At 71.4% G+C, this 21,188-nt stretch carries 20 protein-coding genes; 11 read left to right on the top strand and 9 right to left on the bottom strand.

What is annotated here, in order from left to right; all coding sequences use genetic code 11:
• The first annotated feature begins 65 nt into the window (after positions 1-65).
• Together ACFYOY_RS16135 and ACFYOY_RS16130 are read left to right on the top strand one after the other, a co-directional pair.
• Positions 66-1,013 (top strand): glucosyl-3-phosphoglycerate synthase, encoded by a 948-nt coding sequence (locus ACFYOY_RS16135; protein WP_351881626.1) that lies wholly within the window; start codon positions 66-68, stop codon positions 1,011-1,013.
• A gap of 145 nt (positions 1,014-1,158) precedes the next feature.
• The gene (locus ACFYOY_RS16130; protein ID WP_351881629.1) at positions 1,159-2,631 is read left to right on the top strand and encodes a trehalose-6-phosphate synthase; all 1,473 of its coding nucleotides are present in this window, start codon (positions 1,159-1,161) and stop codon (positions 2,629-2,631) included.
• A 71-nt stretch (positions 2,632-2,702) separates the two neighbouring features.
• Here the strand turns inward: ACFYOY_RS16130 and otsB are convergent, their stop codons facing one another.
• The 3 genes from otsB to ACFYOY_RS16115 all read right to left on the bottom strand — a co-directional run bounded on the left by otsB (position 2,703) and on the right by ACFYOY_RS16115 (position 5,288).
• Positions 2,703-3,557, bottom strand: a complete 855-nt coding sequence (gene otsB, locus ACFYOY_RS16125) for a trehalose-phosphatase (RefSeq protein WP_351882252.1) — start codon at positions 3,555-3,557, stop codon at positions 2,703-2,705.
• Positions 3,558-3,651: 94 nt separating this feature from the next.
• Positions 3,652-4,008, bottom strand: coding sequence for a DUF3263 domain-containing protein (locus ACFYOY_RS16120; RefSeq protein WP_388587567.1), 357 nt, complete (start codon positions 4,006-4,008; stop codon positions 3,652-3,654).
• Positions 4,005-5,288: an extracellular solute-binding protein gene (locus ACFYOY_RS16115; RefSeq protein WP_351881632.1), complete on the bottom strand. Its 1,284-nt coding sequence runs from the start codon at positions 5,286-5,288 to the stop codon at positions 4,005-4,007. The genes ACFYOY_RS16120 and ACFYOY_RS16115 overlap by 4 nt, the downstream gene beginning before the upstream one ends.
• 314 nt (positions 5,289-5,602) lie before the next feature.
• Here ACFYOY_RS16115 and ACFYOY_RS16110 point away from each other — a divergent pair, with 314 nt between their 5' ends.
• From ACFYOY_RS16110 to ACFYOY_RS16100, 3 genes are all read left to right on the top strand, one after another.
• Complete coding sequence (locus tag ACFYOY_RS16110) at positions 5,603-6,535, top strand: ROK family protein (RefSeq protein WP_351881635.1); 933 nt, start codon at positions 5,603-5,605, stop codon at positions 6,533-6,535.
• Positions 6,535-7,713 (top strand): N-acetylglucosamine-6-phosphate deacetylase, encoded by a 1,179-nt coding sequence (nagA, locus tag ACFYOY_RS16105; RefSeq protein WP_351881638.1) that lies wholly within the window; start codon positions 6,535-6,537, stop codon positions 7,711-7,713. Before ACFYOY_RS16110 ends, nagA begins: the two co-directional genes overlap by 1 nt.
• Positions 7,714-7,944: 231 nt before the next feature.
• A complete protein-coding gene (locus ACFYOY_RS16100) occupies positions 7,945-8,907 on the top strand; it encodes a 1-phosphofructokinase family hexose kinase (protein WP_351881641.1) in 963 nt (320 codons plus the stop codon).
• A 103-nt stretch (positions 8,908-9,010) separates the two neighbouring features.
• Here ACFYOY_RS16100 and ACFYOY_RS16095 read toward each other — a convergent pair whose 3' ends face one another.
• Both ACFYOY_RS16095 and cdgB read right to left on the bottom strand, forming a co-directional pair.
• The gene (locus ACFYOY_RS16095; protein ID WP_351881644.1) at positions 9,011-9,997 is read right to left on the bottom strand and encodes a carbohydrate-binding protein; all 987 of its coding nucleotides are present in this window, start codon (positions 9,995-9,997) and stop codon (positions 9,011-9,013) included.
• A gap of 320 nt (positions 9,998-10,317) precedes the next feature.
• A complete protein-coding gene (gene cdgB, locus ACFYOY_RS16090; protein WP_351881647.1) occupies positions 10,318-12,006 on the bottom strand; it encodes a diguanylate cyclase CdgB in 1,689 nt (562 codons plus the stop codon).
• 404 nt (positions 12,007-12,410) lie between these two features.
• Between cdgB and ACFYOY_RS16085 the strand changes: the two genes are divergently transcribed.
• A complete protein-coding gene (locus ACFYOY_RS16085; protein ID WP_388587562.1) occupies positions 12,411-12,911 on the top strand; it encodes a flavin reductase family protein in 501 nt (166 codons plus the stop codon).
• Between the two features lie 91 nt (positions 12,912-13,002).
• Here the strand turns inward: ACFYOY_RS16085 and arfB are convergent, their stop codons facing one another.
• Positions 13,003-13,431, bottom strand: a complete 429-nt coding sequence (gene arfB, locus ACFYOY_RS16080) for an alternative ribosome rescue aminoacyl-tRNA hydrolase ArfB (protein ID WP_351881653.1) — start codon at positions 13,429-13,431, stop codon at positions 13,003-13,005.
• A gap of 182 nt (positions 13,432-13,613) precedes the next feature.
• Here arfB and ACFYOY_RS16075 point away from each other — a divergent pair, with 182 nt between their 5' ends.
• Entirely contained in the window at positions 13,614-14,189 is a 576-nt protein-coding gene (locus ACFYOY_RS16075; RefSeq protein ID WP_059142734.1) for a TerD family protein, read from the top strand.
• 106 nt (positions 14,190-14,295) lie between these two features.
• On the opposite strand, the gene ACFYOY_RS16070 is transcribed toward ACFYOY_RS16075, so the two are convergent.
• Both ACFYOY_RS16070 and ACFYOY_RS16065 read right to left on the bottom strand, forming a co-directional pair.
• Positions 14,296-14,886 carry a Uma2 family endonuclease gene (locus ACFYOY_RS16070; RefSeq protein ID WP_351881656.1) on the bottom strand — a complete coding sequence of 197 codons (591 nt, stop codon included), beginning with the start codon at positions 14,884-14,886 and terminating at the stop codon, positions 14,296-14,298.
• 88 nt (positions 14,887-14,974) lie between these two features.
• A complete protein-coding gene (locus ACFYOY_RS16065) occupies positions 14,975-15,556 on the bottom strand; it encodes a TetR family transcriptional regulator (protein ID WP_388587558.1) in 582 nt (193 codons plus the stop codon).
• 98 nt (positions 15,557-15,654) lie between these two features.
• Between ACFYOY_RS16065 and ACFYOY_RS16060 the strand changes: the two genes are divergently transcribed.
• The 4 genes from ACFYOY_RS16060 (at position 15,655) to ACFYOY_RS16045 (ending at position 20,629) form a co-directional block, all read left to right on the top strand.
• Complete coding sequence (locus ACFYOY_RS16060; protein ID WP_388587555.1) at positions 15,655-16,665, top strand: NAD(P)-dependent alcohol dehydrogenase; 1,011 nt, start codon at positions 15,655-15,657, stop codon at positions 16,663-16,665.
• Between the two features lie 511 nt (positions 16,666-17,176).
• A complete protein-coding gene (locus ACFYOY_RS16055; protein WP_351881665.1) occupies positions 17,177-18,796 on the top strand; it encodes a M4 family metallopeptidase in 1,620 nt (539 codons plus the stop codon).
• Between the two features lie 109 nt (positions 18,797-18,905).
• Complete coding sequence (locus ACFYOY_RS16050) at positions 18,906-19,991, top strand: S-(hydroxymethyl)mycothiol dehydrogenase (RefSeq protein ID WP_078642110.1); 1,086 nt, start codon at positions 18,906-18,908, stop codon at positions 19,989-19,991.
• Positions 19,991-20,629 carry an MBL fold metallo-hydrolase gene (locus ACFYOY_RS16045; RefSeq protein ID WP_388587552.1) on the top strand — a complete coding sequence of 213 codons (639 nt, stop codon included), beginning with the start codon at positions 19,991-19,993 and terminating at the stop codon, positions 20,627-20,629. Before ACFYOY_RS16050 ends, ACFYOY_RS16045 begins: the two co-directional genes overlap by 1 nt.
• A 46-nt stretch (positions 20,630-20,675) precedes the next feature.
• Here ACFYOY_RS16045 and ACFYOY_RS16040 read toward each other — a convergent pair whose 3' ends face one another.
• Positions 20,676-21,185 (bottom strand): flavin reductase family protein, encoded by a 510-nt coding sequence (locus ACFYOY_RS16040; protein WP_351881671.1) that lies wholly within the window; start codon positions 21,183-21,185, stop codon positions 20,676-20,678.
• Positions 21,186-21,188 lie beyond the last annotated feature (3 nt).

Below are 21,188 nucleotides of genomic sequence, written 5' to 3'. Positions count from 1 at the left end.
GATGGTTGAGCTAGCCGTCCGAAGCGCGAGATGGATCACAGCGACCACGGCAGGGAGAGACACAGGTGCTGGATGAGGTGGAGCGCTGGCTGAAGCACCGCTCCTGGTCGGCCGACGACCGGCCGCTGGACCGCCTGCTGGACGCGAAGCGGGGCTCGGCGACGACCCTGAGCGTGGTCCTGCCCGCCCTGAACGAGGAGGCCACGGTCGGCGAGATCGCCGCGACGATCCGCCGGGAGCTGATGAGCGAGGCGGCGCCGCTGGTGGACGAGCTGGTGGTGCTGGACTCCGGCTCGACGGACCGCACCGCCGAGGTCGCCGCGGCGGCGGGCGCCACCGTCGTCCCCCGCGACTCGCTGCTGCCCCGGCTGCCCGCGCTGCCCGGCAAGGGCGAGGTGCTGTGGCGGTCCCTGCTGGCCACGAGCGGCGACATCATCTGCTTCATCGACGCCGACCTGCGGGAATTCGATCCGCGCTTTGTCTCGGGGATCGTCGGTCCGCTGCTGACCGACCCCACGCTGCAGCTGGTGAAGGGCATGTACGACCGCCCGCTCGGCGAGGTGGCGGGCCAGGGCGGCCGGGTCACCGAGCTGGTCGCCCGCCCGCTGCTGAATCTGCACTGGCCCCAGCTGGCCGGATTCGTCCAGCCGCTGGGCGGTGAGTACGCGGCACGCCGCACGCTGCTGGAGCGGCTGCCCTTCCCGGTCGGCTACGGGGTCGAGCTGGGGCTGCTGGTCGACGCGCTGCACACGGTGGGTCTCGACGCACTCGGCCAGGTGGACATCGGGGTGCGCAAACACCGCCACCAGGACGGGCTGGCGCTCGGCCGGATGGCCGCCGCGATCTACCGCACCGCACAGCTGCGGCTGGCCCGGGGCCATTTGGTGCGGCCGCGGCTGACCCAGTTCGACCGGGGCGACAACGGCTTCGAGCCGCGCACCACGGACGTGGACACCGAGGAGCGGCCGCCGATGATCGAGATACCGGAGTACGCGGAGCGGCGCGCGGCGTGATGCGTACACGCGGCGCGGCGTGACCGCCCCGGTGGGGGCATCACGCGATAGCCCCTACGGGCGGAAACAGGCCGCCCCATACCGCCTACGGGGCAAGAAACCGTACGTACGTTTGCGCGGGGTCGTGGCTGGCTAGGCTCGCGATATGGCAGTTCCGCGCACCGCTCCGATCCTGGTCGCGTCCAACCGCGGCCCGGTCTCGTACACCCTGGGCGAGGACGGCTCGCTCACCGCCCGGCGCGGCGGTGGCGGGCTGGTCTCCGGCCTCAGCGCCATCGGAACCGACGCGAACGCGGTGTGGGTGTGCGCGGCGCTCGGGGAGGGTGATCGCGAGGCGGCCCGGCGCGCCGGGGAGAGCCATCTGAACCCCGGTGACACCGGCGGCCAGCAGGTGCGGATGCTCGACATCGCACCGGATGTCTTCGCCGCCGCGTACAACGGCATCGCCAATTCGGTGCTGTGGTTCATCCACCATCTGCTCTACCAGACCCCGGTCGAGCCGGTCTTCGACGCGGAGTTCGCCGACCAGTGGGCGGCCTACGAGACGTATAACGCGGCCTTCGCGGACGCACTCGCCGAGGAGGCGGTGGACGAGGCCGTCGTCCTGGTGCAGGACTACCACCTGGCGCTGGTGCCCGCGATGCTCCGCGAGCGGCGCCCCGATCTGCGGATCGGTCACTTCTCGCACACCCCCTGGGCCCCGCCGGACTACTACCGGCTGCTGCCGGACGACGTCGCGGCGGGTGTGCTGCGCGGCATCCTCGGCGGCGACCGCGCCGCGTTCCTCACCGAGCGCTGGGCCGATGCCTTCGCCGACTGCTGCGCGGCCGTGCTGGGCGCGGAGATCGTCCGGGACGGCGACGGTGACGGTAACGGCGAGGGCGCGGCGACGGCCGTGCGCTTCGAGGGACGGGAGACCCGGCTGGGCGTCCACGGCCTCGGCGCGGACGCGGACTTCCTGCGGCAGCGGTCGCGGCAGGCGGATGTGGACGAACGGCTGACCAGTCTGCGGGCGCAGATCGGGCCGGACCGGAAGTCGATCGTCCGGGTGGATCGCACCGAGCTGTCCAAGAACATCGTGCGCGGGCTGCTGGCCTACCGGCGGCTGCTGGAGACCCACCCCGAGTGGCGGGAGCGCGTGGTGCATGTGGCCTTCGCCTACCCCTCCCGCCAGGACCTCGCGGTCTACCGCGACTACACCGAGCGGGTGCGGCGGATCGCGGATGAGATCAACGCCGAGTACGGCACGGAGGGCTGGACCCCGGTCGCCCTGCATGTGAAGGACGACTTCGCACGGTCGCTGGCCGCCTACCGACTGGCGGACGTGGCGCTGGTCAACCCCATCCGGGACGGGATGAACCTGGTGGCCAAGGAGGTCCCGGTGGTCTCCGAGCGGGGATGTGCGCTGGTGCTGTCGCGGGAGGCGGGGGCATACGCCGAGCTGGGCGACGACGCGCTGGTGGTGAACCCGTACGACGTGGAGGCCACGGCCCGGGCACTGGACGAGGCGCTGCGCATGAGCGACGGCGAGCGCGCGGACCGTACAAAGCGACTCGCCGCCGCCGCGACCGCGCTGCCGCCCCAGGCATGGTTCCTGGCGCAGCTGCGGGCGCTGTAGGGGCGAGGGTTTCGCGGTAACGGGCCTCTGAGCCGCGGACTGACGAGGTGACTGGCCCGGCCCAGGCGGCTCTACGAAGCGTTGGCGCCGCTGACCGCGTCGGCCAGGGACGACAGCAGCTCCACCACACCCGCCGGGCCGTCGACCACCAGGTCGGCCCGCTTGGCGAGTTCGGTCACCTCCGTGCTGCCGCTGCAGACCAGCACCCCCGGCACACCCTCCTCGCGCAGCCGCTCCACCGCCGCGAACGCGGCCAGGTCGCCCAGGTCGTCGCCCGCGTAGAGCACGGCTTCCGCACCCGTCCGCCGTACGTACTCCGTGAGCGCGACGCCCTTGTCCATGCCCGGCGGCCGCAGCTCGAGCACCAGTCGGCCGGGCTCGACGATCAGCCCATGGCGCTCGGCCAGGGCGTGCAGCGGCGCGCGCAGCAGCTCGAACGTGGCCTGCGGGTCCTCGGCACGGCGGGTGTGGACGGCGACGGCGCGGCCCTTGTCCTCGATCCAGGTGCCCTGTGAGGCGCCGTACTCCTCGAGGACGGCGGGGAGTTCGGCCTGGACAGCGGCGACGCCGGGGTGCGGTTCGGGTGCCTGGACCGCGCCGCTCGCAGCGTCCCAGCGCTCGGCGCCGTAGAGACCGAGGACGACGAGCCCGTTCAGCCCCTCGGCCCCGGCGAAGCCGCCGTACCGGACGGCGACCTCGGCCGGACGGCCGGTGATCACCGCGACGGAACGCAGCCGCGGGGCCAGCCGGGAGAGCGCGGGGAGGGCGCCGGGGTGGGCGCGGGCCTGGTCGGGGTCGGGGACGATCTCGGCGAGGGTGCCGTCGAAGTCGAGTCCGACAACGGCGCGGCCGGGCCGTTCGAGGAGGGCGGCGAGGCCCTCGCGGCCGGCGGCGGTGGTAGGTACGGGGAGGGGGTGACTGCCCATAGCGCTGCCCATGACGGTGACCCTACCGGGCCCGGCGACGCCACGGGCTTGGCTCGGGACGTCCCACCGGTGAACGGCCCGGGGAGGTCCCGCCTCAGCGCCGTTCGCGGCGCTCGTCCCTGACCCGCCGCAGCCGGTTGACGGTCACCGGGTCGTGCTCCAGGGCCCTGGGGTCGTCCAACAGCGCGTTCAGCAGCTGGTAGTAGCGGGTCGGGGAGATGCCCAGCCGCTCCCGTATCGCCCGCTCCTTGGCGCCGGGGCCCGGCCAGCCGCGTCGCTCCGCGGCGAGCACGGCCAGGTCGCGGTCGGACAGCCCGTCGCCCGAGCCCGGCTCCCGGCCCTGCCCCTGGTCCTCGGCCGGGCTCTCGACCTGCTCCCGGCCCCCGCCCTCGCCCCCGCCCTCGTCGGCAGGGTCGTCGGAAGGGCCGGGGCCGGGCGTGTCCACTGTCATGCCCCCGCATTCTCCATGGCGTCGGCCTCACGCTGGATCTGGCCCAGCACGCTCGTCGGGTCGCCGCCCTTGCCCACGGTCGAGCCGATCTTCTGCTTGATCAGCTTGCTGACCTCCGCCCAGGAGGTCTTGTCGGCCGGGTAGAACTCGGCGCTCTCCAACTCGTCGAGGAACCGCCACAGCCGCTTGTGCTCACGGTCGCCGAGCATCGTCTGCTCGACGGCGGTGGTCACCGGCAGCAGGTCGTACTCCGTGACGAAGTCCAGCACGTTCTTCTCGGTGTAGACGAAGTCGAGGAACTTCCCGATCTCCGTGCGGTGACCGTTCTGCTTGAAGGCCATCAGCCAGTCGGCGACGCCCATCGTCGACGGGGACTTGCCCCTGCGGCCGGGCAGTGGCGCGGTGCCGTAGCTGATGCCGTGGCCGGACGCCTGCTGCATCAGGGTCGGGTGGCCGTTGAGCATGCCGACCTCACCGCGGGTGAAGGCGTCGAAGGCGTCCTGCCGGTTGGTGCGGGCCGGGGAGCCGGGGCCGGTGAGGTCCGCGCCGACCAGTTCGTCCCGCAGCCATTCGAAGGTCTTGATGTTCTCGGAGGAGTCGATGGTGTAGCTGCCATTGGTGTCGGTGTAGCCGCCACCGCCGCTGAGCATCCACATCATGGTCTCCGCCTGGCACTCCTCGGGGCCGAGAGGCAGCGCGTACGGGGTCTTCACCCCACTGGCCTTGAGCCGGGCGGCCGCCTCCTTGAGCTCGTCCCAGCTGGTGGGGGCGGAGGATATACCAGCCTGGTCGAAGAGCTTCTTGTTGTAGAAGAGCAGCCGGGCGCTGGCCACGAACGGCACCCCGTACTGCACCCGCCTCACCTCGCCCGCTTGGGCGATCGAGGTGATGAAACCGGCCTGGGTGGGGATGGCGAGCATCTCGTCGGCGCGGTAGAGCTTGCCCTGCGCGGCATAGTCGGCGTACGCGCCGATCTGCGCGACGTCCGGGGCCTGACCGCTCTTGACCATTTCGGCGACGCGCCGGTCCACTTCGGTCCAGCTGTAGACCTCGACGTCGACCTTGATCCCGCTGTTCTTGGCCTCGAAGGCCCGAACCAGCTTGTTCCAGTACTTCTGGGAGCTGTTGGCGGTGCTGTCGCCGTAGTCGGCCGCGACCACCTTCAACGTGGTGTCACCGTCCGAGCCGGAGCTGTCGCCGCCACAGGCCGTGAGCCCGGGTGTCGTCGTCACCGCCGCGACACCCGCCGTTGTCAGACCCAAGAACCGTCGCCGCTGCACCGCTGTTTTCCCACCCTATGGCTTGTTTCATCCTCCAGGGTCCTCCCCCGAGGTCGAGCGAGTCTGCCTTGCAAACCTCCACAAGGTCTACACCATGGGCGTATCGCTTCGATATCGGAGGCTGGCTTGCCCAGGTGAGCGGGTTGTTACACGCCAAAGTGCGATGTGTCACCCACTCACAAACGGAAGGTTAGGTTCATACCAACTCCCTTGCCCGCAACCACCAACCCCCTTTCCGGCAACGGCGTGATCTCCTGACGAGAAGCGGCGAGTGGACTAGACCTCTCATGGTGGATCGCGCGAGACTGTTCCATGTGAAACACGTCATCGCCCTGGATGTGGGCGGCACCGGCATGAAGGCCGCCCTGATCGGGGCGGACACCACACTCCTCCACGAGGCCAGGAGGCCCACCGAGCGGGAGCGCGGACCCGAGGCGGTCGTCGCCGCGATCCTCGACTTCGCCGCCGAGCTGCGCGAGATCGGCGAGCGGCGGTTCGGCGGGCCCCCGGTGGCCGCGGGGGTCGGCGTGCCCGGGGTCCTGGACGAGGACCGCGGGGTGGCCGTCTTCGCCGCCAACCTCGGCTGGAGCGACGTCCCGCTGCGCGCGCTGCTCACCGAGCGGCTGGGCGGGATCCCGGTCGCGCTCGGGCACGACGTCCGGATGGGCGGGCTGGCCGAGGGGCGGATAGGAGCGGGCGAGGGCGCGCGGCGCTTCCTGTTCGTATCCGTCGGCACCGGGATCGCGGGCGCCATCGGCATCGACGGGCGGATCGACCCCGGAGCGCACGGTTCCTCCGGCGAGATCGGCCATATCGTCGTCCGGCCGGGCGGCCCCGCCTGCGGCTGCGGTCAGTCCGGCTGCCTGGAGACGCTCGCCTCGGCGGCGGCGGTGGGCCGCGCCTGGGCCGGTGCGAGCGGCGATCCGGCGGCCGACGCCGCCGACTGCGCCAAGGCCGTCCGGTCCGGCGATCCGAGGGCCGTGGCCGTGTGGGGGGAGATGGTGGGCGCGCTCGCCGACGGCCTGGTGACCGGCCTCACCCTGCTGGACCCCGGTGTGCTGATCGTCGGCGGTGGCCTGGCCGAGGCCGGGGAGACGCTGTTCGCGCCGCTGCGCACCGCGGTCGAGGAGCGGCTCACCTTCCAGCAGCTTCCCCGTATCGTCCCGGCGGCCCTCGGGGACACCGCCGGCTGCCTGGGCGCGGGTCTGCTCGCCTGGGATCGACTCTCCACGGAGGTAACCGCCTGATGGTCCAGCGAACGGTTCTCACAGGCGCCCGGGTGGTCCTGCCGGGAGGCGTGGTCGACAACGGGCGGGTGACGGTCGAGGGCACGCGCATCACCGCGGCGGGACCGTCCGCCGATCCCGCGTCCGGTCAGGAGGCGGCGGAGGCGCTCGACCTGCCGGGCCGCTGGATCGTCCCCGGCTTCGTGGACCTGCATGTGCACGGCGGCGGCGGTGCCTCGTTCTCGGCGGGCACCCCCGAGGAGTCGCTGACCGCCATCCGTACGCACCGGCTGCACGGCACCACCACGATGCTCGCCTCCACCGTCACCGGCGATCTGGACGACCTCGCCCGGCAGGCCGCCGTCCTCTCGGAGCTGGTGGAGCAGGGCGAGTTGGCGGGCATCCACTTCGAGGGGCCGTTCATCTCCCCCCACCGCTGCGGCGCCCACCAGCCATCGCTGCTGCGCGCGCCCGATCCGGCGGATGTGCGCAAACTGGTGGACGCGGCGCGCGGCACCGCGCGGATGATGACGCTCGCCCCCGAACTGCCGGGCGGGCTGGAGTCCGTACGGCTGCTGGCCGACAGCGGCGTCCTCGCGGCCGTCGGCCACACCGACTCGACGTACGAGGCGACGCGGGAGGCCGTGGAGGCGGGCGCGACCGTGGCGACCCACCTGTTCAACGCGATGCCGTCGCTGCTGCACCGCGCCCCCGGCCCGATCGCGGCGCTGCTGGAGGACGAGCGGGTCACCATCGAGCTGATCAACGACGGCACCCATCTGCACCCCGCCATGCTGGAGCTGGCGTTCCACCGGGCCGGCGCGGACCGGGTCGCCTTCATCACCGACGCGATGGGCGCGGCGGGCATGAACGACGGGCGCTATCCGCTCGGCCCCATGGAGGTCGAAGTCAAGGACGGCGTCGCCCGGATCAGCGACGGGCCGACGGCCGGCTCCATCGCGGGCTCCACCCTCACTCTGGACCGGGCCTTCCGGCGGGCCGTCACGATCGACGGGCTCAGCGTGGCGGAGACCGTAAGGGCGCTGTCCGCGACCCCCGCCCGGCTGCTGGGCATCGCCGACCGGGTGGGCTCGCTCGAGGCGGGCAAGGACGCGGATCTCGTCGTGCTCGACGACGACTTCCGGCTGCGGGGCGTGATGCGCCGGGGCGGTTGGGTGGTCCATCCCGAACTGAGCTGAAGTGCCCCGATTTCAGGGGGCGATGACGGTGTCCAGAACGACACGGAGGTCTGGGCCGAAGCCACTCGTTTTGGCATGATCGCTCGGGCACGGGCACGGGCTCAGATACGGGCACGCGCTCGGGCATTGGTACGTGCCCGGGCCCGGGCACGGGCATGCACGGCTCGGCACACAGTCGCGTTCAGCACAGGAATCTCCGTCCGGCGGGGGGACGGGAGAGGGGATGCCAGGGTGATCCTCACGGTCACGCTCAACACCGCCCTCGACGTCACCTACCGGGTGCCAGAACTGCGTCCGCACGCCACCCACCGCGTCACCGAGGTCACCGAGCGGCCCGGCGGCAAGGGCATCAACGTGGCCCGGGTGCTGGCCGCCCTGGGCCACGACACGGTCGTCACCGGCTTCGTCGGCGGGGTCACCGGCGCGGTGCTTCGGCAACTGCTCGGCGGAATCGCCGTTCCCGGCACCGGCCCCAAGGCACCTCGCGGAACGATCACCGACGCACTGGTGCCGATCGCCGGCACCACCCGGCGCACCATCGGCGTCGTGGACGCCACCACGGGCGACACCACCCAGCTCAACGAGCCCGGCCCGATCGTCACCACCCCCGAGTGGTCCACCTTCATGGACGCTTACGGCCGACTGCTGCGCGAGGCGTCGGCGGTCGCGCTGTGCGGCAGCCTGCCCCCCGGGGTCCCCGTCGGGACGTACGCCCAGCTCATCCGGGAGGCGCATGCGGCGGGCGTGCCCACCCTGCTGGACACCAGCGGCGAACCGCTGCGCCGGGGCATCGCCGCCCGCCCCCATCTCGTCAAGCCCAACATCGATGAGCTCGCCGGGCTCACCGGCTCCACCGACCCGCTGCGCGCCGCGCGCGACGCCCGGCGGCGCGGGGCGCGCGCGGTGGCCGCCTCGCTCGGCCCCCACGGCATGCTCGCGGTCACCGCCCACGGCGCCTGGCGCGCCACCCCGCCGCGCCGGCTGGCGGGCAATCCGACCGGGGCCGGGGACGCGGCGGTCGCGGGGCTGCTGTCCGGGCTGGTCGAGGAGACGCCGTGGCCGGACCGGCTCGCCCGCGCGGTGGCCCTGTCGGCGGCGGCCGTACGGGCCCCGGTGGCGGGCGAGTTCGACCGGGCGGTCTACGACGAGGTGCTGGCGGGCGTCGAGGTGACGGAGCACCCGGCGGCGGCGTGAGGCCCACGGCGGCGCGAGGCCGCCGTGAACACCGCCGCACGCTCGGAAGCCCCGCGGCCGCTCCGGCCGCTCCGGGGCCCCGCCCCTTGGCGGTCGCCCTGGCCTAGCCCTTGGCCTTGGCCAGCCACATCTGGTCGATGTTGGCGTTGCACTTGTCGCCGCTCTCACACGACACGGTGATCGTGTTGGTGCCCTTGCTGAGCTGGACGATCGACCAGGTCTCCGTCCAGCCCTTCTCGAAGTCACCCTTCGGCGCGCCCGCGAAGTTCTTCATGTTGAGCGGCCGCGCCTCCTTCTTGCCGTTGATCGTCAGCGACATGCTCTGGTCCTCACCGGGCACGCCGTACGTGACGTACAGCCGGTACGACTTCGCCTTGGCCACGTCCACGCTCCAGGTCGCGGACGCGCCCGGGGCGTTGACGCCGACGTAGGAGCCGCCTTCGGCCTTGGCGCCCTGGATGGCGCTCGCGGCGGCCGCGCCGCCGGTCAGCCGCATCTTGGCGGCGTCCTCGGTGGGCAGATTCTCGTCCGGGGCCTTGGAGGGCCCGGAGGACTCGCCGGGCCCGACGCTGGAGCCCGCCGTGGGCTGGTTCGTCGGATCGGCCTGGTCGTCCTTCTTGTCGTCACCGTTGGTGATCATGGCGACGCCGATGCCCACGATGACCACCGCGACCACGGCGATCGCGCCGATCAGCAGCCCCTTGTTGTTGGGGCCGCGGCCGCCTCCCCCATGGCCGCCGCGCGGGGCGGCCGCACCGGGCTGGCGGGGCGCCCCGCCGGGAAGGGTCTCGGGGGCGGCGTAGTGGGCGTTCTGCCGGCCGTAGCCGCCCTGCTGGCCGTACCCCTGCGGCTGCTGGTTCGGGATCTGCTGGCCGTAGCTGCGCTCGCCCACCGCACGGACCTGGTTGTAGGAGGTGCGTGGGACCCCTGGCTGGGCCGGACCTGGGTAGCCGTAGCCACCGGTGCGGGGGGCGGCACCCGGCTGACCCGACTGACCGCCCTGGTCCCCCTGGTCGCCTTCCGAGCGGTACAGGTAGGCGAACGGGTCGTCGTTCTCCGGTGTGCCCGAGCCGTTGTTGCCGGCCGTCATCCCTCGTCACTCCCCTATGCATATGGCCATCGGCGCAGGATCAGAACGCGCCACGACAGCTCATATCAGGGTCGAGAGGGCCTCAACAGGGCGTGTGCTGTCCGGATGGCCAATATTCACGATCGGTTCACTGTCGGCGGCAGAGCCGCATCGGCGCAGCCTACCGCGACCGACCGCTCCCACACCTCATTCGGCCGGTCGGTGCACCCCTCCTACCCCCCGGCATATCTCACAACCTCCCACCGACACATCTCACAACCACCTGGCCTCATGGCCGCACCCTCACACCCGCACCCTCACGCCCGCACGCCCCGCACAGCTCATCCAGCCCGCCGGCGCTCCTTGGAGCGGGACCGCTTTTCGATGTACATCCGCTGGTCAGCGGAGTGCAGCACCTCTTCGGCCGACATTCCGCAGCCCGCCCAGCCGATACCGAAGCTGGCACCCACCCGGACGGCCCGGCCGTCGACCCGGATGGGCGGGGTGATCGCATTGCGCAGCCGCACCGCCAGGTCCTGGGCGTCGGCCCGGCCGAGGCCGTCGGCGAGGACGACGAACTCGTCGCCGCCGAGGCGGGCGACCGTGTCCCCTTCCCGCACGCCGTTGGTCAGCCGGCGGGCGACCTCGATCAGCACGGCGTCGCCCGCGTGGTGCCCGAAGCGGTCGTTGATGGACTTGAAGCCGTCGAGGTCGCAGAAGAGCACCGCGAGCCCCTTGTGGCCGTCGTCGGCGTTGGAGTCCTCGTTGGGCGGGATGGTGTGCACATGGCCGTCGAACGGGACGCTCTCGGCGGGGGGCAGGGTGCCGAAGCACTCGAAGTCGTCGAAGCCGTGCAGATGTCCCGCGGCGTCGACATAGACCCCGCCGCCACCCGCGCCGTCGGGCGAGGCGGCCTCCTCGTCGTAGCCCCCGCCCGGCCGGGGCGGGGTGGCGCACAGCCGGGCGGCGAGCCGGGCGCGCAGCTCGGCGCTGTTGGGCAGGCCGGTCAGGGAGTCATGGCTGGCGCGGTGGGCGAGCTGCAGCTCATGGCGCTTGCGCTCCTCGATGTCCTCGACATGGGTGAGCAGGAAGCGCGGGCCGTCGGCGGCGTCGGCCACCACCGAATTGCGCAGCGAGACCCAGACGTACGAACCGTCGCGGCGGGCCAGGCGCAGTTCGGCCCGGCCGCCCTCGGCGGAGGTGCGCAGCAGGGTGCCGATGTCCTCGGGGTGGACGAGGTCGGAGAAGGAGAAGCGGCGCATCGCGGAGGCCGGGCGGCCCAGCAGCCGGCACAGGGCGTCGTTGGTCCGCAGCAGCCGGCCGTGCTGATCGCCGCCCATCTCGGCGATGGCCATACCGCTGGGCGCGTACTCGAACGCCTGCCGGAAGGACTCCTCGCTGGCGCGCAGCGCCTGCTGCTCGCGCTCCAGGCGCAGCAGGGCGCGCTGCATGTTGCCGCGTAGCCGGGCGTTGCCGATCGCGACGGCGGCGTGGAAGGCGTACATCTGGAGGGCCTCGCGACCCCAGGCGCCGGGGCGGCGGCCGTTGCGCGGTTTGTCGACGGAGATGACGCCGATGAGCTCGCCGCCGGAGGCGCCCGCCGCGTAGAGCGGGGCGAACAGGCGGTCCATGGGGTGCCATTCGTCGGGAAAGCGGGGCGCGGGGCCAGGGGTGTGCCACTGCGGGACGTCGTCGTCGTCGAGGACCCAGCCCTCGCTGTACGGGATGAAGCGCAGATCGCCCCAGCGGTCGCCCATGGACAGCCGGCGCTCCCAGGAGCAGCGGGAGCCGACTCGCCCGGCCATCAGTGCCTCGGCCCCGGCGCTGCCGCCGACGGCGGCGACGACGAGGTCTCCGTCGGGGCGGACGAGGTTGACGGCCGACAGCTCGAACCCGAGTCCGGCGATGACGCCGTCGGCGACGGCCTGAAGCGTGTCGGCGAGGCTGCGGGCGGTGTTCAGATCGGCGACTACCTGGTGCAGCTGCCGCAGTGTCGCAAGGCGGATATACGGCTCCGACTCGGTCTCCATCGATCGCACTCCCCCGAGACCTCGACAGCAAACTCCTGGCGTCTTGTCGTCCGATTGCCACGGCCACTGAATCACAGCGAGCTGTTCACTCGGTACACAGGGTCAACAATTACTGCCTGCTGTGACTCATGTCACAGAACGTATTCACTTCTTCAACAGAGGGGGTGGGAGCGCTCCTAGTTTTTGTGAACGCAAATTCCGGAACGGCAATACCTGGCCATGCAAGGCGGCCGCCTGAACAATCCGAGCGACTTCCGGTCGGCGCCCGGCCTACGGCCGACGACCTAAGCCCGCCGTGGTCCCCGGGCCCGATGCGGGGAGGGGACGGGGGCGGTTAGCGTCGAAGGGTGTTCCCGACGACTCCTTCCAGTCCAGCCGAGCCCACCGCCCCCCATGCTGGTGGGGTGAGTGAGGACGAGTTCCGTGCCGCGCTGTCACGGCTCACCGCGGGCGTGGTGCTGGTGACCGCGCATGATCCGGAAGACGGGCCGCGCGGCGAGGACGTCGGCATGACGGCCACCGCGTTCATGTCAGTGTCACTTGACCCGCCGCTGGTGATGGTGAGCGTTCGCAACGGTTCACGGATGGACGAGCTGCTGGAGCGACAGCCGCATTGGGCGGTATCGGTCCTGTCGGAAGGTCAGCGGCACATTGCGGGGCGATTCGCCATGAAGGGGCGCATCAGCGACAGATTGCTGTTCGAGGACATGCCCGTGGTGCGGGGCGAGCACACGGACGCCCCGCTCGCGGTGGGCGCGCTGGCGACGCTGGAATGCCGCACCGAGCAGCGGGTGACGGCCGGGGACCACACGCTGGTGGTGGCCCGGGTGCTGGACGCGGCGGCACCGGCCGCGGAGGGCGGGCCGCTGACGTACTTCAGGGGGCGCTACCGGACGCTGGGGTGAGGGCGCCAGGGGGTGGAGGCCGAAGAGCAAGGGGCCGGGCGTCCGATCGGCCCGCCGGTCGGCTCGGCTCCCGTCGGCCCCAGGCCCGGTGCTACGTCCAGCCCCGCCCCGTACGCCCCCGCTTGACGTCACTGCGCTGCTTCTTCTCCCGCAGCCGCCGCTCGTTGAGGCCCCGGGGGATCCGGGTGGGGCGACGCGGTTTGGGCGGTGGCGCGGTCGCCTCCGCGAGCAGCGACGCGAGCCTTACGGCGGCCGTCTCGCGGTTGCGCCACTGCGAACGGTGCTCGGACGCCCGTACGGTCACCACCCCGTCCACCAGCCGGCCCGCCAGCCGCTCCAGCGCGCGCTCCTTCCATACGGGCGGCAGCGCCTCGGTACGGGCGAGGTCGAAGCGCAGCTCGACCCGGCTGTCGCTGGTGTTGACGTGCTGTCCTCCGGGCCCGGAGGACCGCGAGAAACGCCACATTAGCTCGGCCTCCGGCAAGGAGACCGAACCTCGGATGACATAGGGCGCGGGCATGCGTCCATGGTCGCCTGCCGACCCCGGCGGCGTCATCCGGTTATCTCGTCACACCGCCGCATCAGGGTTTGGCAAAGAAAGTAAAGGGAGCTGGAACCTGTCGGGCCGTTCGTGGCGTTGTGGAGGGTGACGACGGCTTCGCCCGTCGCCTCGAATCATCGAGACCACGAAAGGGACTCCCCATGGCTGTAAGCCTGTCCAAGGGCGGCAACGTCTCGCTCACCAAGGAGGCACCGGGCCTGACCGCCGTCACGGTCGGCCTCGGCTGGGACGTCCGCACCACCACGGGCACCGACTTCGACCTCGACGCGAGTGCCATCGCCGTGAACGCGAACGGCAAGGTCTACTCCGACCAGCACTTCGTGTTCTTCAACAACAAGTCCACGCCGGACCAGACCATCGTCCACACCGGTGACAACGTCACCGGCCAGGGCGAGGGCGACGACGAGCAGATCAACGTCAACCTGGCCGGTCTGCCGGCCGACGTGGAGAAGATCGTCTTCCCGGTCTCGATCTACGACGCCGAGTCCCGCAGCCAGAACTTCGGCCAGGTGCGGAACGCGTTCATCCGCATCGTCAACCAGGCCGGCGGCACCGAGATCGCCCGCTACGACCTGAGCGAGGACGCCGCGACCGAGACCGCCATGGTCTTCGGCGAGCTGTACCGCAATGGCGCGGAGTGGAAGTTCCGTGCCGTGGGTCAGGGCTACGCCGCCGGTCTCGTGGGCATCGCCCAGGACTTCGGCGTCAACGTCTGAGGTTTCACCGGCGCGGAAACACTGAGGGCCGCCCCACACCAGGGGCGGCCCTCGCCGCATCGGGGCTCATAAGGCGCCTATAGGGCCCTTATAAAGGGGAAGGGGGTCAGAACTCGCTGGTGTCCAGGTCGAACCCGAGCGGTTCGGGCAGCGACAGCGGCTGGGAGATGTCGACCTCGACCTTGCGGGTGTACCTCTTCCCGGCGGGCAGGGAGTGCAGCACTGCCTGCTTCCGTTCCCGGTCGATCAGCAGGTAGAACGGAATGCCCGCCGCCGCGTAGCCCCGCAGCTTGGGCCCCCGGTCGTTGTCGGCGGTCGAGTGCGAGGTGACCTCGCCGACGAGCATCACCGCGCCGGGGTCGTGGTACTCCAAGGCGTCGCCGAAGCTCCCCTTCGGCGCGATGACGAAATCAGGAACGACCTTGCCGGTTGGTGACGCCTCCGGAATGCGGAGTCCGATGCCGGTATAGCGCCCCAGGTCTTTCCTGTGGTCGCGTACCTGCCCAGTCACTTCCGACACAATCTCTTCGTGCTCACCGTTAGCGGGAGGCACCACGTGGATTGCTCCTTCGATCAGTTCCACGCGCCATCCCTCGGGGGCTGCCGCGCTCAACGCCACGAAGGCTTCCTCGACCGATGAAGCGGTGCTCTCGCCACTGTCCGTGCGCGCCTCGCGCTCGGGGGCCGTCAGTGCCACGGTGGACCTCCTTCGTACGGAGCGATGCTTCCAGCGTAGGCGAGTGGTCTCGGGCGGTCCGGCCCGTGGTCACCCTTTCGGAGGACGATCAGCCCCGCGCGCCGAAGGCGCCCGAGACCGCCTGGGAGAGGGCCTGCTTGCGGCGGTCGTGGGCCGCGGTCGGGTCGTCCGGGGCGGCTGTGGCGGAGAGCCCGGAGGCGGACCACGTCAGGGCCATGGCGAGCACCAGCGCGAGGACGTCCTGGGGGTCCATCGAGGCGGTGACCCGGCCGTCGCGCTGGGCATCGGCGATCGCCTGGAGTTTGGTCGCGACGGCGGCCGATGACTCGGTCGCCAGATTGTCGGTGGCCACTCCTTCGAGCCTCGCCCAGGTGGCCAGGCGGATGAGCTCCGGCCGTTCCACGGCGGTGTCGTACAGCCGTACGGCGTACTGGGGTAGGTCGTCGGCCGTGAACGGCACGGAGTCGACGACGGCGTCGGCGTGGAGGCGGAAGACGGCGCCGAAGAGGCCGAGCTTGTCTCCGAAGTAGGCATAGAGCTGCGCCTTGTTGATGCCCGCGGCGGCCGCGATGCGGTCGACCCGGGCGCCCGCGATGCCATGGGCGGCGAAGTCGACGGTGGCCGCGTCGAGCAGGCGGCGGCGAGTGGCATCGCTTTTCCGGGGAGACACGGGGCTCAGGTTACCAACTGGTTAGTTGCCAATGCGGGCGCCGCCGCGTAGCGTGCCAAAAACCAACCAACTAGTTAGTTAGAATTGGGGTGGGGCGCATGACCGTGCGCGCATACGCGGTGGAGCGGGCCGGTGGCCCTGTTCAGCGGCTCAAGTACGAGCCGGAGCCCCTGGGGCCCCTGGAGGTCGACGTCGCCGTGACGCACTGCGGCGTCTGCCAGACCGACGTCGCCATGGTCGACGACGCGCACGGCATCTCCCGGTTCCCGCTGGTCGCGGGCCACGAGGCGGTCGGCGTGATCGAGGCCGTGGGCAGCGCCGTCGACGGCAGGCAGCTTGCCGTCGGCCAGCGGGTGGGCGTCGGCGCGGTGGCGGGGGCGTGCTTCGCCTGCGAGTGGTGCCTCAGCGGTCGGCAGAATCTGTGCGCGGACAAGGACGACACGGTTCTGCGCGGCCACCGCGGCGCGTTCGCCACCCGGGTGCGGGCGAGCGACTGGCGGTATGTCCAGCCGATCCCCGACTCCCTCGCCTCCGAGCACGCGGCGCCGCTCCTGTGCGCCGGGATCACCGTGTTCTCGGCGATCACGCGGAACGGGGTCCGGCCCACCGACCGGGTCGCCGTGGTGGGGGTGGGCGGTCTGGGCCACCTCGCGATCCAGTTCCTCGCCAAGTGGGGCTGCCAGGTGACCGCCATCTCCTCGACGGCGGCGAAGGCGGACGACAGCCGGCGGTTCGGCGCCCATGAGTTCGTCGCCGCGGAGGATGGTCTTCAGCGGGTCTCGGGCTCGTTCGACTTCATCCTCTCGACCGTCTCGGCCGACCTGCCGTGGGACGCGTATCTCGCGGCGCTGCGCCCGCAGGGGACGCTGTGCGTGGTCGGCGTTCCCCACGGGCCGTTCGGCTTCCACCCGTTGAGCCTTCTGCTGGGCGAGAAGCGGCTGGTCGGCGGCCTTGTGGGGGCACCGGCGGAGAACCGGCAGATGCTGGACTTCGCGGCGCGGCACGGCATCCGCCCGGCCGTCGAGACCTTCCCGGTCGCGCGCCTGGACGAGGCGCTCGACCATGTCCGCCGCGGACGCGCGCGCTACCGCGCGGTGTTGGAGTTCTGAGTCCCCCCGCCGCTCGGTCGAGCGGTGGGGCGGTGCCGGTGCCCGTGCCCGTGGTGAGGGTGCTACGCGCCGTTCGGCACACAGATCGTCTTCTCGTCGCGTACACAGCAACGCCGCCCTCCGCCCCCGCCGACCGGCCCGCCGCGCTCGCCACCTGGGCGATTGACTGGTACCGGCCCCCGGAGCGGCCGGAGGCGCCGATCCAACAGGGGCATGACGTAGCGCCATAAGTCGGCATCAAACAACTGTTGTTGCCTCATGCCTCGCTGACCGAATTCGCCCCCACTTGAACAACGTCGAGTCAAATTCTTGTTACGCGCCTACCCGAATCGATCGTTCGGTGACAATCTCTGGTCGGCCCGCTGCGCGTCCTCTGACTCCGCAGTAGGGACATCACGCACCGCTATGTGCACCACTCGCACCACTCCTGCTCGACCGGACGGCCCACCCATGGCCGTCCGTACCCCCTACACAGGGCCGCGACCCGGCGGCCCCAAGGCAAGGAGACCGAGTGAGACCCATCGCTTCCTCCCCCCGTAAGAAGACCGTCCGCGTGGCGGCGCTCGTCGCCTCCGCCGCCATGGTCGTCATCGGTGTGCAGTCCGGCCAGGCCAGCGCCCAGCCGGAGCGCTCCCGCGAGGCGGGCGCCACGGCGCTTCCGCTGACCGCCACCGAGCGCGCCACCGCGATCAAGGCGGCCCAGGCCGACGCCTCCGCGCAGGCCGAGTCCCTCGGACTCGGGGCCAAGGAGAAGCTCCTCGTCCGCGACGTCATCAAGGACGCGGACGGAACCGTTCACACCCGCTACGAGCGCACCTACGCGGGGCTGCCGGTCCTCGGTGGCGACCTGGTCGTCCACGAGAAGACCAGCGGCGCGCGCTCCGTCAACAAGGCCACCGGCGCCCGGATAGCCGTCACGAGCACCGACGCCGCCGTGACCCCCGGGGCCGCTTCCGGCACCGCGCTGAAGGCCGCGCCGAAGGCGACCACCGGCGAGACGGCCAAGTCGCCGCGGAAGGTGGTCTGGGCGGCCACCGGCAAGCCCGTCCTGGCCTGGGAGACCGTCGTCACCGGGACGCAGGCCGACGGCACCCCGAGCGAGCTGCACGTCGTCACCGACGCCACCACGGGCGCGAAGCTGTCCCAGTGGGAGGGCGTCGAGACCGGCACCGGCACCAGCAAGTACAGCGGCACGGTGCCGCTGGGCACCACCAAGAGCGGCTCCACCTACAGCCTCACCGACTCCACCCGCGGCAACCACAAGACCTATGACCTGAACCAGGGCAGCTCGGGAACCGGCACCCTGTTCACCGACGCGGACGACGTATGGGGCGGCGGCCGCCAGACCGCCGGCGTCGACGCGCACTACGGCGCGGCCGAGACCTGGGACTTCTACAAGGAGTTCCTGGGCCGCAACGGCATCAAGAACAACGGCGTGGGCTCGTACTCCCGCGTCCACTACGGCAACAACTACGTGAACGCCTTCTGGCAGGACTCCTGCTTCTGCATGACCTACGGCGACGGCTCGGGCAACGCCAACGCGCTGACCTCGATGGACGTGGCCGGCCACGAGATGAGCCACGGCGTGACCGCGGCCACCGCCAACCTCAACTACGCCGGTGAGCCCGGCGGTCTCAACGAGGCCACCTCCGACATCATGGCCACCGCGGTGGAGTTCTACTCGGGCAACTCCGCGGACGTCGGTGACTACCTCATCGGCGAGAAGATCAACATCAATGGGGACGGCACCCCGCTGCGCTACCAGGACAAGCCCAGCAAGGACGGGGCGTCCAAGGACTACTGGTCCTCGACGCTCGGCAACATCGACGTCCACTACTCCTCCGGTCCCGCCAACCACTTCTTCTACCTGCTGTCCGAGGGCAGCGGCGCGAAGGTCATCAACGGCGTGAGCTACAACAGCCCGACCTACGACGGCTCGACCGTCACCGGGATCGGCCGGGACAAGGCCATCAAGATCTGGTACCGGGCCCTGACCACGTACTGGACCTCGACGACCAAGTACGCGGGCGCCCGCACCGGCACCCTCAGTGCCGCGGCCGACCTCTACGGCTCCAGCTCCACCGAGTACAAGGCGGTCGCCGCCGCCTGGACCGCGATCAACGTGAAGTAAGCCCCGAAGGATGCCCGGACGGGCCGCACCCGGGAACACCGGTGCGGCCCGTTCCGGGCGTGCCCCGTCATCCCTGTCGTAGCCGGTGGTCGCCACTTACGCTGCTGTCATGACTCAACAGGTACGCGGCGTGGTAGCCCCGGGCAAGGGCGAGAAGGTCAGGATCGAGACGATCGTGGTGCCGGACGCCGGCCCCGGCGAGGCGGTGGTGCGGGTCCAGGCGTGCGGCGTCTGCCACACCGATCTCCACTACCGGGAGGGTGGGATCAACGATGAGTTCCCCTTCCTGCTCGGCCATGAGGCGGCGGGCATCGTGGAGTCCGTGGGCGAGGGCGTCACGGAGGTGGCCCCCGGCGACTTCGTGATCCTCAACTGGCGGGCCGTCTGCCACGAGTGCCGGGCCTGCCGCCGCGGCCGCCCCTGGTACTGCTTCAACACCCACAACGCGAAGCAGCCCATGACGCTGACCGACGGCACCGCGCTGACCCCGGCGCTCGGCATCGGCGCGTTCGCCGAGAAGACGCTGGTGGCCGCCGGGCAGTGCACCAAGGTCGACCCCTCGGCCTCGCCCGCCGCGGCCGGGCTGCTCGGCTGCGGCGTGATGGCCGGCATCGGCGCCGCGCTCAACACGGGCAATGTCCAGCGCGGTGACTCGGTCGCCGTGATCGGCTGCGGCGGTGTCGGCGCCGCCTCGGTCGCCGGGGCGCGGCTGGCCGGGGCCGCGAAGATCATCGCGGTGGATCTGGACGAGCGGAAGCTGGAGTGGGCCCGTTCGCTGGGCGCCACCCACACCCTCCACGCGGGCAGCGCCGATGTCGTCGAGGCCATCCGGGAGCTGACCGACGGCAACGGCGCCGACGTCGTCATCGAGGCGGTGGGCCGCCCCGAGACGTACCAGCAGGCGTTCTATGCCCGCGACCTGGCCGGCACGGTCGTCCTGGTCGGCGTCCCCACCCCCGAGATGAAGCTGGAGCTGCCGCTCCTGGACGTCTTCGGGCGCGGCGGAGCGCTCAAGTCCTCCTGGTACGGGGACTGTCTGCCGTCCCGCGACTTCCCCCTGCTGATCGACCTCTACCAGCAGGGCCGCCTCGACCTGGACGCGTTCGTCAGCGAGACGATCGGGCTCGAGGACATCGAGGAGGCATTCGCCAAGATGCACCGTGGAGAGGTGCTCCGCTCGGTGGTGATGTTCTGATGACCCCTCCGCCCGTACGCGTCGACCACCTCGTCACCTCCGGCACCTTCTCGCTGGACGGCGGCACCTGGGAGGTGGACAACAACGTGTGGCTGATCGGCGACGACCACGAGGTGTACGTGGTCGACGCCGCGCATGACGCCGACGCCATCGCGGACGCCATCGGCGACCGCCGGCTGCTCGGCATCATCTGCACCCATGGCCACGACGACCACATCGACGCGGCCCCGGCCCTCGCCGATCGCACCGGCGCGCCGATCCTGCTGCACCCCGAGGACGAGGTGCTGTGGCGGATGCGCCACCCGGACCGCGCCCCGGACAAGCCGCTGGCCGACGGCGACGTCCTCACCGTTTCGGGGACCCAGCTGCGGGTGCTGCACACCCCCGGCCACTCCCCCGGTGCGGTCTGTCTGCACGCCCCGGCGCTGACCACGGTCCTCTCCGGGGACACCCTCTTCCAGGGCGGCCCCGGCGCGACCGGGCGCTCCTACTCGTCCTTCCCGACGATCATCGAGTCGATCCGGGAGCGGCTGCTGACGCTGCCCCCGGAGACGGTGGTCCGCACCGGCCACGGCGACTCCACGGCCATCGGGGACGAGGCCCCGCACCTCGACGAGTGGATCGCGCGGGGGCACTGAGCCCCCGCGCTCGATCCGCCCCCAGCCCCGGCCCCCGGGGCCGCGCTCACCAGACCGCGGCCCCGGGGGCCGTCTCGGCCACCGACACCGGGCGCTGGAAGGACCGGTCGTAGTAGACCAGCGGGGCCTCCTCGCCGACGTGGGCCGCCATGACCCGGCCGATGAGGACGGAGTGGTCGCCGCCGTCCACCACCCGGTGCAGCGCACAGGCGACCCGGGCGACCGCCTCCGGTATGCCCGGCAGCCCCAGCTCCATCGGCAGGGTGTCCCCCGCCGCGAACCGGTCCACACCGGAGGCGGCGAAGCGCCTCGCGATGTCCGCCTGTCCCTCCGCCAGGATGTTGATCATGAAACTTCCGGCGGTGGTGAACGCCTCATGGGTGCTCGCGGCCTTGCCCAGGCAGATCAGCACCAGTGGCGGGGTCAGGGACAGCGAGCTGAACGAGCTGCCCGTGAATCCCCATCTGCGCCCGGACGCGTCGACCGTCGTGGCCACCGTCACGGGGGCCGGCACCCGGGCCATGGTCCGGGTGAACTCCTCAGAGGTGATGGTCATCGA

This window comes from Streptomyces sp. NPDC007875 (genome assembly GCF_042868035.1).
GTDB classification, from domain to species: Bacteria; Actinomycetota; Actinomycetes; order Streptomycetales; family Streptomycetaceae; genus Streptomyces; species Streptomyces antimycoticus.
The sequence above is the reverse complement of the archived record's forward strand: the minus strand, read 5'-3'. Positions and strand labels throughout refer to the sequence as shown.